We start from the raw sequence: 15,344 nt of genomic DNA, 5'->3' as shown, positions 1-15,344 counted from the left end.
ACCCGCAAGTATGTGGGAGGAATTTCCGCTAACACCACAAAGGAGGAACATTTTCATGGCTAAACATGGTAAGAAATACCAAGAAGCTGCTAAGCTGATCAACAGCGAAGCAACTTACGAGCCTTCAGAAGCTGTAGAGCTTGTGAAAAAGGCAGCGACTGCTAAGTTCGACGAAACCGTTGAAGCAGCAGTTCGTCTGGGTGTAGACCCGCGTAAACAAGACCAAGCAGTTCGTGGTGTTGTTGTCCTGCCTCACGGCACTGGTAAAACACAACGCGTGCTTGTATTTGCAAAAGGTGAAAAAGCGAAAGAGGCAGAAGCTGCTGGCGCTGATTTTGTTGGTGATCAAGACATGATCAACAAAATTCAACAAGGCTGGTTTGAATTTGATGTCTGCGTAGCTACACCTGATATGATGAGTGAAGTCGGTAAACTGGGTCGTCTGCTTGGTGGTAAAGGTCTTATGCCTAACCCTAAAGCTGGCACAGTTACATTCGATGTTTCCAAGGCTGTGCAAGAAATCAAAGCCGGTAAAATCGAATACCGTCTCGACAAAGCAGGTCAAATTCACGCGCCAATCGGTAAAGTGTCCTTTGATGCTGCACAATTGAACGATAACCTTAAAGCTCTTATCGACGCTTTGAACCGTGCGAAACCAGCTGCTGCTAAAGGTGTATACCTTAAAGGCATCTCGATTTCTTCCACAATGGGTCCTAGCGCTCGTGTGAACACAACCGTCTTCAGATAATTAAGGGTTGACTCTTTGAGTCAATTTTGATAATCTATAACAGTTGTGAAACTTAAGGTATCAATCTTAACCTTGAATATGCTTACCGTAGACAGTAGGTGCCTTAGTGCTTAATTTCCTACCGAGGTGTTGTGATAGAAACAAGAAGTAACGAGCTCGCTCGTATAACTTTCGTTTTATCAAGCCTTCGTGATTCTGCGGAGGCTTTTCTACTGCCTGCGTAGGAGCGGTGAAGCTTTCCTTGGAAAGAACGCCGACACATAAATTTTCAGGAGGTGTATACATTGGCAAATGCAAAAGTAATTCAAGCAAAACAAGACGCGGTTGACGTCGTTACTGCAAAACTGCAAAACAGTCTTTCGACTGTTGTAGCTGACTACCGTGGATTGAACGTTTCCCAAGTGACTGAACTGCGTAAGCAACTTCGTGAAGCTGGCGTTGAGTTTCAAGTCCTGAAGAACACATTGCTACGTCGCGCAACTGCTGCGGCTGAGTTGAGTGAATTGGATGAAGTTTTGACTGGTCCAACAGCTATCGCATTCAGCACAACTGATGCAGTAGCACCAGCTAAAATTTTGAACGATTTCGCCAAGAAAAACGACGCTTTGAAATTGAAAGGCGGCGTAGTTGAAGGTCGTGTCATTGACGCGGAACAACTGAAAGCACTGGCTGAGCTTCCATCCCGCGATGGTTTGCTGTCCATGCTGCTTAGCGTACTTCAAGCTCCAATGCGCAACTTCGCGCTTGCAGTTAAAGCTGTTGCTGAAAAAGAAGAACAAAGCGCGTAAGCCTTTGACTCTTGCAGCATAATCAATACCACAAATAAATTTAAATATAAAATGGAGGTTCAATCATGAGTAAAGAAGCAATCTTGGAAGCAATTAAAGGCATGAGCGTATTGGAACTGAACGACCTGGTTAAAGCAATTGAAGAAGAATTCGGCGTAACTGCAGCAGCTCCAGTAGCAGCTGGCGGTGCGGTAGCAGCAGTAGCTGAAGAGCAATCCGAATTTGACGTAATTTTGACAGGCGCTGGCGCTTCCAAAATCAACGTTATCAAAATCGTTCGCGAAATCACTGGTCTTGGCTTGAAAGAAGCTAAAGATCTTGTAGACAACGCACCAAAAGCAATCAAAGAAAAAGTAAGCAAAGACGAAGCCGAAGCTACTAAAGCAAAATTGGAAGAAGCAGGCGCAGCTGTAGAAGTGAAGTAATTCCTTCTATTACTGAAAACCCCTTGAACTTGTTCAAGGGGTTTGTTTTATAAATAGAGTTAGTAGGGCGTATATACCAACTGCTAACATAATAGGAAAGGGAGGAAAGAGATGTCGCAACATTATTATTCGCAGCAGCCGGAAGTACGTCATGACAGACGTAGCATTGATACCGTACTAAGAGGCAAAAGCTTTCGTTTTACGAGCGATGCCGGTGTATTCTCTAAAGGAGACATCGATTACGGTAGCCGAGTTCTTATTGAAGCTATGATAATTCCGGACGGTTCAGCGGTGCTTGATGTAGGTTGTGGTTATGGGCCGATTGGCATAAGTGCAGCATACCTAGCTCCCAAAGGACATGTGACCATGATTGATATTAACAGTCGTGCGGTAGAACTGGCGCGTGAGAATGCTCAGCACAATGGAATCCGGAATGTTACGATAATGGAAAGCGATGTGCTCGGCGCATTGAATGAGCAGCAGAAGTTCGATGTGATTCTAACTAATCCTCCGATTCGTGCAGGAAAAGCTGTAGTGCATAAGATATTTGAAGATGCGTATGAACACTTAAATGAGGGTGGCTATCTGTGGATTGTAATTCAGAAGAAGCAGGGCGCTCCATCAGCAGTGGCAAAACTAGAAAGCTTGTTCTCAATGGTGGAAGAAGTGGGGAAAGACAAAGGCTATCGTATTATTAAAGCGCAAAAATAAAATACAATAGGTTATTGACATGTGATAGTGATAATGGTATTATTATAAAATGTCAGTATTAAGATAGGCTCCATGTCTTTAGTTTGCTGAAATGTCAAGCAATATATTGTCGCCCGGCTAGCGCATGCCGCACGGCAAGTTTTTGCGAGTTGGTTGTCTATGCTCTAACGCAGCGAATGCTACGTGGTAATAGATAATAGCGCATAAACTATTGCTTGGTGACGTATAATATGTACGTTTTGGGCAAATCTACTTGATAAGGAGTATTTTGGTCATGGATAAATGCGCTCTTTTTTCGAAGATTTCGATAAGGGCTTTTCTTTTATTTATGACTGAATCCTTGTAGTATGGTTCCATTATACGGTTCCAAACAAGGGTTCGCAATCAATTTTTAAGTGAGTAGACATGAGGGGTGAGTAAAGTTGGCAGGACATCTTGTTCAGTATGGTCGACGCACTCGGCGGAGCTATGCGAGAATTAACGAGGTACTCGAGGTCCCGAACCTGATCGAGATCCAACAAAAATCTTATGATTGGTTTTTGGAGGAAGGATTGCGGGAAATGTTTCAGGACATCTCGCCGATCCAGGATTTCACAGGTAATTTGGTACTAGAGTTCATTGATTACAGCCTGGGTGAACCGAAATATACGGTTGACGACGCTAAAGAGCGGGACGTAACGTATGCGGCTCCTCTGCGTGTAAAGGTGCGGCTCATTAATAAAGAGACCGGTGAGGTTAAAGAGCAGGAAGTGTTCATGGGAGATTTCCCGCTGATGACGGAGACCGGCACTTTTATTATTAATGGTGCGGAACGGGTTATTGTCAGCCAGTTGGTTCGCTCTCCAAGCGTCTATTTCAGCACAAAAGTGGATAAGAACGGCAAAAAAACCTACACCGCCACAGTAATCCCGAACCGCGGAGCCTGGTTGGAACTTGAAACCGATGCTAAGGACATTATGTATGTTCGTATCGATCGGACTCGTAAAATTCCTGTTACCGTACTTTTGCGTGCTCTCGGTTTCGGTAGTGATGCCGAAATTCTGGAATTGCTTGGCAATGATGAATATATTCGCAATACGCTGGATAAAGACAACACGGACTCCACGGAGAAGGCGCTTATTGAAATTTATGAGCGTTTGCGTCCGGGCGAACCGCCGACACTAGACAATGCCAAAAGTTTGCTGGTTGCGCGTTTCTTTGATCCAAAACGCTACGACCTAGCTAATGTAGGCCGTTACAAAATCAATAAAAAGCTACACATTAAGAACCGTCTTTTCAATCAACGTCTTGCTCAGCCTTTGGTTGACGACTTTACTGGAGAAATCCTGGCAGAATCCGGCCAAATGGTCGATCGTAGACTGCTTGATGAATTGATTCCATATTTCGAAAAGAATGTTGCCTTTAAAAACTACCGTGTTACTGGCGGAGTTATGGACAGCGAAGATATTCCTCTTCAAACAATTGACGTGTTCTCGCCAATTGAAGAAGGCCGGGTTATTAAGCTGATTGCTAACGGCAACATCGACAAATCTGTTAAGCATATTACTCAAGCTGATATTATATCCTCAATCAGCTACTTTATTAATTTGCTTCACGGAATTGGCAATACCGATGATATTGACCACTTGGGTAACCGTCGCCTGCGTTCTGTGGGTGAACTCTTGCAGAATCAGTTCCGTATCGGTTTGTCCCGTATGGAGCGTGTTGTTCGCGAAAGAATGTCAATTCAGGATGCTAATGCGATTACGCCACAGGCTCTGATCAACATTCGTCCGGTCATCGCTTCAATTAAAGAGTTCTTCGGTAGTTCCCAGCTGTCTCAATTTATGGATCAGACGAACCCGCTTGCGGAACTTACGCATAAACGTCGTCTGTCCGCACTCGGACCTGGTGGTTTGACACGTGAACGCGCGGGCTTTGAAGTTCGTGACGTCCATCACAGTCACTACGGTCGGATGTGTCCAATTGAAACGCCGGAAGGTCCAAACATCGGGTTGATCAACTCCTTGTCCACCTTTGCCCGCATCAATGAATACGGCTTTATTGAAGCTCCGTATCGTTGGGTGGATCCGAAGACTGGTAAGGTGACTGAGCAAATTGACTATCTGACTGCTGATGAGGAAGATAATTATGTAGTTGCTCAGGCTAACGTGTTGATCGAAGAAGATGGCACCTTTAAAGAAGACATGGTAATCGTTCGTTACAACAAAGACTCAGACAACATTACAACGATGCCAAGTAATCGTGTCGATTACATGGATGTTTCGCCTAAACAGGTTGTATCTGTCGCTACGGCGCTCATTCCGTTCCTTGAGAACGATGACTCCAACCGCGCACTGATGGGATCTAACATGCAACGTCAAGCCGTTCCGCTTCTAATTCCAAAAGCTCCGCTGGTCGGAACAGGGATGGAACATAAATCCGCTAAGGATTCTGGCGTATGTATCGTTTCCAAGTATGACGGTATTATCGAACGTTCTTCAGCTAATGAAATTTGGCTGCGTCGCGTTGAGACTGTCGAAGGCAAGGAAGTTAAAGGCGATATCGTTAAATATAAATTACACAAATTTATGCGTTCTAACCAAGGTACCTGTATTAACCAACGTCCTCTAGCTAAAAGAGGGGACATTGTTAAGAAGGGTGATATCCTGGCAGACGGTCCTTCCACAGAAATGGGCGAACTTGCTCTTGGCCGTAACGTAGTCGTTGCGTTCATGACTTGGGAAGGTTACAACTACGAGGATGCGATCCTGTTAAGTGAAAAGCTGGTTAAGGAAGATGTATATACTTCGATTCATATCGAAGAATACGAATCTGAAGCTCGCGACACTAAACTGGGACCTGAAGAAATTACGCGCGATATTCCGAACGTCGGCGAAGAAGCTCTGCGCAATCTTGATGAGCGCGGAATCATCCGTATCGGTGCGGAAATCAGCGCTGGTGACATTCTGGTTGGTAAGGTTACTCCTAAGGGTGTGACTGAACTGACAGCAGAAGAACGTCTCCTGCACGCTATCTTTGGTGAGAAAGCTCGTGAAGTACGGGATACCTCTTTACGCGTTCCTCATGGTAGTGATGGTATTATCGTGGACGTTAAAGTCTTTACACGTGAGAACGGCGATGAGCTGCCTCCTGGTGTAAATCAATTGGTTCGTGTCTACATCGCTCAGAAACGTAAGATTTCTGAGGGTGACAAGATGGCCGGACGTCACGGTAACAAGGGTGTCGTTGCCCGTATCCTGCCAGAAGAAGATATGCCGTTCCTTCCGGACGGTACGCCAGTACAGGTTGTTCTTAACCCGCTGGGCGTTCCTTCTCGTATGAACATCGGACAGGTGCTTGAGGTCCATATTGGTATGGCCGCATTGCGTCTGGGAATTCACATTGCAACGCCAGTATTCGACGGAGCGCGTGAGTACGACGTGTTTGATACGATGGAAGAAGCAGGTATGCAGCGTAATGGTAAGACTGTACTGTATGATGGCCGTACAGGTGAACGCTTCGAACGTGAAGTTACTGTTGGTGTCATGCACATGATCAAACTGGCGCACATGGTTGATGATAAGATTCACGCCCGTTCAACAGGACCTTACTCACTAGTTACGCAACAACCATTGGGTGGTAAAGCTCAATTTGGTGGACAGCGTTTCGGGGAGATGGAAGTGTGGGCGCTTGAAGCTTACGGTGCTGCATATACATTGCAAGAAATTTTGACCGTGAAATCCGATGACGTGGTTGGTCGCGTGAAGACGTACGAATCCATTGTCAAAGGTGAAAATGTACCGGAACCAGGTGTTCCTGAGTCGTTCAAGGTATTGATCAAAGAACTGCAGTCCCTGGGTATGGATGTTAAGATTCTTAGCGGTGACGAGCAGGAAATTGAAATGAGAGAATTGGACGATGAGGACGAGACGTCAGGCGACAAACTAAGCCTCAATTTAGAAGGTTCAGAAGTCGGAGTAGAATAATCAAGCTGGAGCTTAAAAGTTCCATTTTATAAAGGACCGCACGCCCTCTTTTGATGTAACAGTCAGAAGAGGGCAAAGCGGTACTAAATCAGGATTAGGTTAAGGAGGGTTGCTCCTTGTTGGACGTTAACAATTTTGAATTTATGAAAATCGGACTCGCTTCTCCGGAGAAGATTCGTTCATGGTCCCGCGGAGAAGTTAAGAAACCGGAAACCATTAACTATCGTACATTGAAACCGGAAAAAGAGGGTCTTTTCTGTGAGCGTATCTTTGGACCACAAAAAGACTGGGAATGTCATTGCGGTAAATACAAACGTGTCCGTTATAAGGGCGTAGTCTGCGACCGTTGTGGCGTTGAGGTTACCCGTGCTAAAGTTCGTCGTGAACGTATGGGTCACATTGAATTGGCTGCTCCGGTATCTCATATCTGGTATTTCAAAGGTATCCCAAGCCGCATGGGGCTTGCACTAGATATGTCTCCAAGATCACTTGAAGAAATTATCTATTTCGCATCTTATGTTGTAACGGATCCAGGTGAAACTCCACTGGAAAAGAAACAACTTCTGTCCGAGAAAGAATATCGTAGCTACCGTGAAAAATACGGTTACGGGTTCCAAGCCGGCATGGGTGCCGAAGCTGTTAAAAAGCTTCTTCAAGATATCGACATCGATAAAGAGCTGGAATTCCTCAAAGAAGAACTGCGTACGGCCCAAGGCCAACGCCGTAACCGGGCGATCAAACGTCTGGAAGTCATTGAAGCATTCCGTAACTCCGGCAACAAGCCTGATTGGATGATCATGGATGTTCTTCCGGTTATTCCTCCGGAGCTTCGTCCGATGGTTCAGTTGGATGGTGGCCGTTTTGCTACGTCCGATTTGAATGATCTCTATCGCCGTGTTATTAACCGGAACAACCGTCTGAAAAGACTGCTTGATCTCGGTGCTCCTGACATTATCGTGCAGAACGAAAAACGGATGCTCCAGGAAGCTGTCGATGCTCTCATCGATAACGGCCGTCGGGGACGTCCGGTAACCGGTCCTGGTAACCGTCCACTTAAATCGCTCAGCCATATGCTGAAAGGTAAACAAGGACGTTTCCGCCAGAACTTGCTCGGTAAACGGGTTGACTACTCTGGACGTTCCGTTATCGTTGTAGGACCGTACCTCAAGATGTATCAGTGCGGACTTCCTAAGAAAATGGCGCTAGAATTGTTCAAGCCTTTTGTTATGAAAGAATTGGTTAATAAGGGCCTTGCCCACAACATAAAGAGCGCGAAACGTAAAGTTGAACGCGTAAGTCCTGAAGTTTGGGATGTACTCGAAGAAGTAATTAGAGAACACCCAGTGCTTCTAAACCGCGCACCAACACTTCACCGTCTCGGTATTCAAGCATTTGAACCGATTTTGGTGGAAGGTCATGCTATTCGTCTTCACCCACTCGTATGTACGGCGTACAATGCCGACTTTGACGGTGACCAAATGGCGGTGCACGTTCCTCTGTCTGCAGAAGCTCAAGCGGAAGCACGCATTCTCATGCTTGCATCTGGTAATATCTTGAACCCTAAAGACGGTAAGCCAGTTGTAACACCTTCCCAGGATATGGTCCTTGGTACTTTCTACTTGACCATGGATAACAAGGAAGAAAAGGGTAGTGGTATGATTCTGCGTACCGTTAACGAAGCTGTATCAGCTTACCAACGCGGAACTGCAGGACTTCATGCTCGTGTTGCTATTCCGGCTAAAGCACTTGGCAAAACATGCTTTACGGAAGAACAACAAAATGCAATGTTGATTACTACGATCGGTAAGATCATCTTTAATGAAATCTACCCAAGTAGTTTCCCTTATATCAACGAAGCAACCAAAACCAACTTGCTGCACGGCACACCAGAGAAATACTTTATCTACGAAAAAGGCGCGAACATTCGCGAGCTGATTGAATCCGCTCCAGAAGCCAGTGCTGTAGGTAAAGAATATCTGGGTCTGATAATTGCTCGTTGTTTTGAAACTTATCACACAACCAAAACTTCTATGATTTTGGATAAAATTAAACAACTCGGATTCACTTACTCCACACGTTCTGGTGTTACAGTTGCCGTGTCGGACGTTATTGTTCCTGAGGAAAAGGTTACCATCCTGAAAGAGTCTGAAGCTAAGGTTGATGTGGTTGCTAACCAATATCGCCGTGGTTTGATCACCAATGACGAACGGTATGACCGTGTTATTGAGATCTGGTCGAAGACTAAGGATGATCTTACGAACATCCTGCTTAAGTCGATGGACCGTTTCAACTCTATCATGCTCATGGTTGACTCTAAAGCACGTGGTAACAAATCGCAGATCACTCAGCTGGGTGGTATGCGTGGTCTGATGGCAACACCTTCAGGTCGGATTTTCGAATTGCCAATCAAGGCGAACTTCCGTGAAGGTCTTACCGTCTTGGAGTACTTTATCTCCACTCACGGAGCACGTAAAGGTCTTGCCGATACCGCACTTCGTACCGCTGACTCAGGGTATCTGACACGTCGTCTTGTTGACGTTGCCCAGGACGTTATTGTCCGTGAAGAAGATTGTGGAACCGATAAAGGCTTCACAGTTAGTCGTATTCAGGATGGTAAAGAGGTTATCGAGGATCTGTATGACCGTATTGAAGGTCGTTACTGCTTCGAAACTGTTCGTCACCCAGAAACAGGCGAAATCATTGTTCACCGCAATGATTTGATTGACTCCGATAAAGCGGAGGCAATTGTAAACGCAGGTGTAACTAAGCTGCAAATTCGTTCTGTACTGAGCTGCCGTGCCCGTCATGGTGTTTGTAAGAAATGTTACGGACGTAACTTGGCAACTGGTAAACACGTTGAGATTGGTGAAGCAGTTGGTATTATTGCCGCACAATCTATCGGTGAACCAGGAACCCAGCTTACAATGCGTACGTTCCATACCGGCGGTGTTGCCGGTGATGACATCACTCAAGGTTTGCCGCGTATTCAGGAGTTGTTTGAAGCTCGTAACCCTAAAGGTCAAGCTACAATCAGTGAGATCGATGGCGTAATCAAGGAAATCCGTGAAACCAAAGACCGTCGCGAAATCGAGGTTCAAGGTGAAGCAGAATCCAAGACTTATTCCATAACTTATGGTTCACGTCTACGTGTTAGCGAAGGCCAAGAAATCGAAGCCGGCGATGAGCTGACAGACGGTTCGATTGACCCTAAAGAAATGCTGCGTATCAAAGGGATCCGTGGGGTACAAAACTACATTCTGCAAGAAGTACAGCGTGTATACCGTAACCAAGGCGTTGAGATCAATGATAAGCACATTGAAGTTATGATCAAGCAAATGCTTCGGAAGATCCGTATTATTGACGCAGGTGACACAAGTCTGTTGCCAGGTGCATTTGCGGATATTCATGAGTACGAAGGTGCTAACAAGGAAGCTATCTTGTCTGGTAAAGAGCCTGCTGTTGCTAAACCAGTCTTGCTCGGTATTACCAAGGCGTCTCTTGAAACTGATTCCTTCTTGTCAGCTGCATCATTCCAAGAAACTACTCGTGTCCTAACAGACGCTGCTATCAAAGGTAAAGTAGATAAGTTGCTTGGACTTAAAGAAAATGTTATTATCGGTAAGTTGATTCCTGCAGGTACTGGGATGAACCGTTACCGTAACGTTAAGCTAAGTGATCCAAATGCAGAAAGCGAACTTGAATCATTAGAGACGGTTCCTGCTGAATAAATTAGCAATCATGGTAGTGTGCTCATGTCATACCTACTCATAGGTGTGGCATGAGTGTTCTGCTGTGTATAATTTCTATAAAAATTGTTGCTGAATTTCTTGACACCATCTATTGATAATGCTAAAATGTCTAAGGTGCGTGAGTAGCCATGTTATCCTTGTTCATTGGAGGTAAAGAGAATGACTGATGATAGAGGACTACAGGATGCTCAGGTCAAGATCGGTACCAAACAAACCGTCAAGGCGGTAGAGTTGGGCCTAGCCGCAGAAGTCTATGTGGCAGAGGACGGAGATCAAAGGCTTACTTCCAGGATAGTTTTGCTTTGTAACAAACAAGGTGTTAAGATCACATATGTGGATACGATGCTGAATTTGGGCAAGGCCTGCGGAATAGAAGTTGGCGCTGCGATGGCAGCCGTCTTAAAACAATAGCTACAGAAATGTTTTTGTACTGGGGTGAACACCAGCGGCAAGAACTTTTCATTTGTCTTTTTATGAACCGCCTGGGTCTGTGGGCTTAGAGTTCTTAAATCGACTATCATTTCAGGAAGGGGGTGGCAACAACATGCCAACAATTAACCAATTGGTTCGTAAAGGCCGTCAAGCCAAAATCGAAAAATCTAAATCTCCCGCTCTTCAAAAAGGGTATAACGCCCTCAAGCGTGAGGCTACAAATTTGAGCGCTCCGCAAAAACGCGGTGTGTGCACTCGTGTAGGCACAATGACTCCACGTAAACCAAACTCAGCGCTTCGTAAATATGCCCGTGTTCGTTTGACGAACCGTCTCGAGGTAACAGCTTATATCCCGGGTATCGGTCATAACTTACAAGAGCACAGTGTTGTATTACTTCGCGGAGGTAAAGTAAAGGACCTTGCAGGGGTTCGTTACCATATCGTTCGTGGTGCTTTGGATACAGCAGGTGTAGCTAACCGGATGCAAGCTCGTTCTAAATACGGTGCAAAACGTCCTAAAGCTAAGAAGTAAGATAACAATATCTGAATAATAAACATTTAAGAAAGGGGGATATCCATGCCACGCAAAGGTCCAGTTACAAAGAGAGACGTATTGCCAGATCCGTTGTATAATAGCAAGTTGGTTACTCGTTTGATTAACCGCATTATGCTGGGTGGTAAAAGAGGTGTCGCTCAAAGCATTCTGTACAATTCATTCAAATTGATTGAAGAACGTACGGGTAAAGATCCGATGGAAGTTTTCGAAGCTGCCATCAAGAATATCATGCCGGTTTTGGAAGTCAAAGCTCGTCGTGTCGGTGGTGCTAACTATCAAGTACCTATCGAGGTTAAACCAGAGAGACGTACTGCTCTGGGACTACGTTGGCTCGTAAACTACTCTCGCAACCGCGGTGAGAAGACTATGGAAGAGCGTTTGGCGGCTGAGATCATCGACGCTTCCAACAACACAGGCGCTTCTGTTAAGAAACGTGAAGATACACACAAAATGGCTGAAGCAAACAAAGCGTTCGCTCACTACCGTTGGTAGGATAAAGGTCATTCAAATAACTTATATTTTGAAGGGAGATCCATTTCATGGCTAGAGAGTTCTCCTTAAAAAATACACGTAACATCGGGATCATGGCGCATATTGATGCTGGTAAAACAACTACCACAGAGCGGATTCTTTTCTATACAGGCCGTACGCACAAAATCGGTGAAGTTCACGAGGGTGCTGCTACAATGGACTGGATGGAGCAAGAACAAGAGCGCGGAATCACGATTACGTCCGCTGCTACGACTGCTGCGTGGAAAGGTCACCGCATCAATATCATTGATACCCCAGGACACGTTGACTTCACTGTTGAAGTTGAACGTTCCCTGCGTGTATTGGATGGGGCAGTTGGTGTATTTAGTGCAAAAGAGGGCGTTGAGCCTCAGTCTGAAACCGTATGGAGACAGGCTGACCGTTATAACGTTCCCCGGATTGCATATGTAAACAAAATGGACATTATCGGTGCGGATTTCCTTAACGTAATCGAAACTATGCGTGATCGCCTTCAAGCCAATGCAGTTGCTATTCAATTGCCAATTGGTGCAGAAAGTGATTTCACTGGTATTATCGACCTAGTTGAGCAAAAAGCACACATGTTCAGAGATGATCTGGGCCAAAACATCGAAGTAACGGATATTCCGGAAGAATATTTGGCCAAAGTTGAGGAGCTGCGTCTCGAGTTGATCGAGAAAGTTGCTGAACTTGATGAGGATCTGACTATGAAGTATTTGGAAGGCGAAGAAATTACAATTCCGGAAATTAAAGCTGCAATTCGCAAAGGCGTAGTTGAAGTTAAATTGTTCCCTGTAATTGCTGGATCTTCCTACCGAAACAAAGGGATTCAGCTTATGCTGGATGCTGTTGTTGATTACTTGCCATCTCCTCTTGACGTTCCAGCTATTACTGGACATCTTGATGACGGTACAGAAGCTGTTCGTCACTCTTCGGATGAAGAGCCGTTTGCAGCTTTGGCATTTAAAATCATGACAGACCCTTATGTTGGTAAACTTACGTTCTTCCGTGTTTACTCAGGCGTACTTGAGTCCGGATCATACGTAGTTAATGCAACTAAGAACAAGCGTGAACGTATTGGTCGTATCCTTCAAATGCATGCGAACAGCCGTCAAGAAATTTCCATCGTGTATTCTGGCGACATCGCAGCTGCTGTTGGTTTGAAAGATACCAGTACAGGTGATACACTGTGTGATGAGAAGAATCCAGTAATTCTGGAATCAATGAACTTCCCTGATCCAGTTATCGAGATCGCTGTTGAACCAAAAACTAAAGCTGACCAAGATAAAATGGGTGTTGCTCTCGGAAAGTTGACTGAAGAGGATCCAACTCTTCGTGCTCACACTGATGAAGAAACAGGCCAAACAATCCTGGCTGGTATGGGTGAACTTCACTTGGACATCATCATCGACCGTATGCGTCGTGAGTTCAAAGTAGAAACCAATGTGGGTAAACCACAGGTTGCTTACCGCGAAACGTTCAAGGCACCTGCTCGCGTCGAAGGTAAATTTGTACGCCAATCTGGTGGTCGTGGTCAATACGGTCACGTATGGGTTGAATTTGAACCCCTCGAACCAGGTACTGGTAGCAAATTCGAAAGTAAAGTTGTGGGTGGCTCGGTTCCTAGAGAGTACATCGCTCCTGCACTTGCGGGTATTGAAGAACAAATGAAAAACGGCGTACTTGCTGGCTTCCCGCTAGTAGACGTTAAAGCTACCATCGTAGATGGTTCTTATCATGATGTCGATTCCAACGAAATGGCATTTAAAATTGCCGGTTCGATGGCACTCAAAGCAGCTAAAGACAAGTGTAAGCCTGTCCTGCTTGAGCCAATCATGAAAGTAGAAGTAACTGTTCCTGAGGAATATATGGGTGATGTAATGGGTATGCTGAACTCCCGCCGTGGCCGTATCGAAGGTATGGATTCCCGTGGTGGAGCGCAAATTATCCGTGCTAAGGTGCCTCTTTCCGAAATGTTCGGATACTCTACAACACTTCGTTCTGGTACACAAGGACGTGGCGTATTCTCAATGGAGCTTTCTCACTATGAAGAAGTTCCTAAATCCATTGCGGAAGAGATCGCTGCAAAGAACAAAGGCGCTGAATAATTACCAGTTTTAACTTGCCGTCCCGGGTATAAACACTCAGTCATCTAAGATTACACGTATGCGGGCGGCTCAAATATAAGGAACCCCACATTAAGGAGGAACTGTTCAAATGGCAAAGGCAAAGTTTGAACGTAACAAACCGCACGTTAACATCGGTACTATTGGTCACGTCGACCATGGTAAAACGACTCTGACTGCTGCAATCACTACTGTATTGTCCAAAACTTACGGTGGCGCAGCTATCGCATTCGATCAAATCGACAAAGCTCCTGAAGAGCGCGAACGTGGTATCACAATCTCCACTTCCCACGTTGAATATGAAACTCCTAACCGTCACTACGCTCACGTAGACTGCCCTGGTCACGCCGACTATGTTAAAAACATGATCACTGGCGCAGCGCAAATGGACGGAGCTATCCTGGTTGTATCCGCAGCTGATGGCCCAATGCCACAAACTCGCGAGCACATCCTGTTGTCCCGTCAAGTAGGCGTTCCTTACATCGTTGTCTTCTTGAACAAATGCGACATGGTTGAAGACGAAGAGTTGTTGGAATTGGTTGAAATGGAAGTTCGCGACTTGCTTAGCGAGTATGACTTCCCAGGCGACGATACTCCAATCATCCGTGGTTCTGCTCGTGAAGCTCTGCAAAACCCAGATGGCGATTACGCTAAAAAAATCATCGAAATGTTTGAAACAATCGATGAGTACATTCCACTTCCTGAGCGTCAAACTGACAAGCCTTTCTTGATGCCTGTCGAAGACGTATTCTCCATCACTGGCCGCGGTACTGTGGCAACTGGTCGCGTAGAACGCGGAACAGTTAAAGTCGGAGAAGAAATCGAAATCGTTGGTATTCACGAAGATACTAAGAAATCCGTAGTTACGGGCGTAGAAATGTTCCGTAAATTGCTGGATTCCGCTCAAGCTGGGGACAACATCGGAGCATTGCTTCGTGGTGTTGACCGTAACATGATCGAGCGTGGCCAAGTATTGGCTAAGCCGAACTCCGTTAAACCACACACTGAGTTCACTGCTCAAATTTACGTTCTGACAAAAGAAGAAGGTGGCCGTCACAAGCCTTTCTTCACTGGATACCGTCCACAGTTCTACTTCCGTACAACTGACGTAACTGGTATCATCAACTTGCCAGAAGGTACTGAAATGGTTATGCCTGGTGATAACATCTCCGTAACCGTACAACTGATCTCCCCAATCGCTATTGAAGAAGGTACTAAATTCTCCATTCGCGAAGGTGGCCGTACAGTTGGTGCTGGTAGCGTAGCTTCTATCCAAAAATAATAATTCGACTTCTATCTGCGGGTAGATTCCGAATTACAAACACCCCTGA

At 45.5% G+C, this 15,344-nt stretch carries 11 protein-coding genes and 1 other annotated feature; all 11 genes read left to right on the top strand.

What is annotated here, in order from left to right:
* The first annotated feature begins 55 nt into the window (after positions 1 to 55).
* The 11 genes from rplA (at position 56) to tuf (ending at position 15,295) form a co-directional block, all read left to right on the top strand.
* Positions 56 to 748, top strand: coding sequence for a 50S ribosomal protein L1 (rplA, locus tag NYE72_RS27780; RefSeq protein WP_036680504.1), 693 nt, complete (start codon positions 56 to 58; stop codon positions 746 to 748).
* A gap of 67 nt (positions 749 to 815) precedes the next feature.
* Positions 816 to 968, top strand: a sequence feature (ribosomal protein L10 leader region).
* 64 nt (positions 969 to 1,032) lie between these two features.
* Entirely contained in the window at positions 1,033 to 1,536 is a 504-nt protein-coding gene (gene rplJ / locus NYE72_RS27775) for a 50S ribosomal protein L10 (RefSeq protein WP_076099619.1), read from the top strand.
* Between the two features lie 65 nt (positions 1,537 to 1,601).
* Positions 1,602 to 1,961: a 50S ribosomal protein L7/L12 gene (gene rplL, locus NYE72_RS27770; protein WP_036680508.1), complete on the top strand. Its 360-nt coding sequence runs from the start codon at positions 1,602 to 1,604 to the stop codon at positions 1,959 to 1,961.
* 111 nt (positions 1,962 to 2,072) lie between these two features.
* On the top strand, positions 2,073 to 2,672 hold the full coding sequence (locus tag NYE72_RS27765; protein ID WP_038573463.1) for a class I SAM-dependent methyltransferase: 600 nt from the start codon (positions 2,073 to 2,075) through the stop codon (positions 2,670 to 2,672).
* A gap of 422 nt (positions 2,673 to 3,094) precedes the next feature.
* Positions 3,095 to 6,640 (top strand): DNA-directed RNA polymerase subunit beta, encoded by a 3,546-nt coding sequence (rpoB, locus tag NYE72_RS27760; RefSeq protein WP_339210891.1) that lies wholly within the window; start codon positions 3,095 to 3,097, stop codon positions 6,638 to 6,640.
* Between the two features lie 116 nt (positions 6,641 to 6,756).
* Complete coding sequence (rpoC, locus tag NYE72_RS27755) at positions 6,757 to 10,368, top strand: DNA-directed RNA polymerase subunit beta' (protein WP_036680514.1); 3,612 nt, start codon at positions 6,757 to 6,759, stop codon at positions 10,366 to 10,368.
* A 180-nt stretch (positions 10,369 to 10,548) separates the two neighbouring features.
* Entirely contained in the window at positions 10,549 to 10,800 is a 252-nt protein-coding gene (locus NYE72_RS27750) for a ribosomal L7Ae/L30e/S12e/Gadd45 family protein (RefSeq protein ID WP_038573459.1), read from the top strand.
* A 133-nt stretch (positions 10,801 to 10,933) separates the two neighbouring features.
* The gene (rpsL, locus tag NYE72_RS27745) at positions 10,934 to 11,353 is read left to right on the top strand and encodes a 30S ribosomal protein S12 (RefSeq protein WP_036680518.1); all 420 of its coding nucleotides are present in this window, start codon (positions 10,934 to 10,936) and stop codon (positions 11,351 to 11,353) included.
* Between the two features lie 45 nt (positions 11,354 to 11,398).
* Complete coding sequence (gene rpsG / locus NYE72_RS27740; protein ID WP_036680520.1) at positions 11,399 to 11,869, top strand: 30S ribosomal protein S7; 471 nt, start codon at positions 11,399 to 11,401, stop codon at positions 11,867 to 11,869.
* A 47-nt stretch (positions 11,870 to 11,916) separates the two neighbouring features.
* Positions 11,917 to 13,995, top strand: a complete 2,079-nt coding sequence (gene fusA / locus NYE72_RS27735) for an elongation factor G (RefSeq protein WP_036680521.1) — start codon at positions 11,917 to 11,919, stop codon at positions 13,993 to 13,995.
* A 109-nt stretch (positions 13,996 to 14,104) separates the two neighbouring features.
* Positions 14,105 to 15,295, top strand: coding sequence for an elongation factor Tu (gene tuf, locus NYE72_RS27730; RefSeq protein WP_036680523.1), 1,191 nt, complete (start codon positions 14,105 to 14,107; stop codon positions 15,293 to 15,295).
* The last annotated feature ends 49 nt before the right edge of the window (positions 15,296 to 15,344 follow it).

Origin of the sequence: Paenibacillus sp. FSL L8-0333, from assembly GCF_037965665.1 — a bacterium.
Classification (GTDB): Bacteria; Bacillota; Bacilli; order Paenibacillales; family Paenibacillaceae; genus Paenibacillus_AQ; species Paenibacillus_AQ odorifer.
The sequence above is the reverse complement of the archived record's forward strand: the minus strand, read 5'-3'. Positions and strand labels throughout refer to the sequence as shown.

Coding starts and splice junctions, on each gene's coding strand:
- rplA (WP_036680504.1), top strand. CDS start 56: ATGGCTAAACATGGTAAGAAATACCAAGAAGCTGCTAAGCTGATCAAC.
- rplL (WP_036680508.1), top strand. CDS start 1,602: ATGAGTAAAGAAGCAATCTTGGAAGCAATTAAAGGCATGAGCGTATTG.
- NYE72_RS27765 (WP_038573463.1), top strand. CDS start 2,073: ATGTCGCAACATTATTATTCGCAGCAGCCGGAAGTACGTCATGACAGA.
- NYE72_RS27750 (WP_038573459.1), top strand. CDS start 10,549: ATGACTGATGATAGAGGACTACAGGATGCTCAGGTCAAGATCGGTACC.
- rpsL (WP_036680518.1), top strand. CDS start 10,934: ATGCCAACAATTAACCAATTGGTTCGTAAAGGCCGTCAAGCCAAAATC.
- rpsG (WP_036680520.1), top strand. CDS start 11,399: ATGCCACGCAAAGGTCCAGTTACAAAGAGAGACGTATTGCCAGATCCG.
- fusA (WP_036680521.1), top strand. CDS start 11,917: ATGGCTAGAGAGTTCTCCTTAAAAAATACACGTAACATCGGGATCATG.
- tuf (WP_036680523.1), top strand. CDS start 14,105: ATGGCAAAGGCAAAGTTTGAACGTAACAAACCGCACGTTAACATCGGT.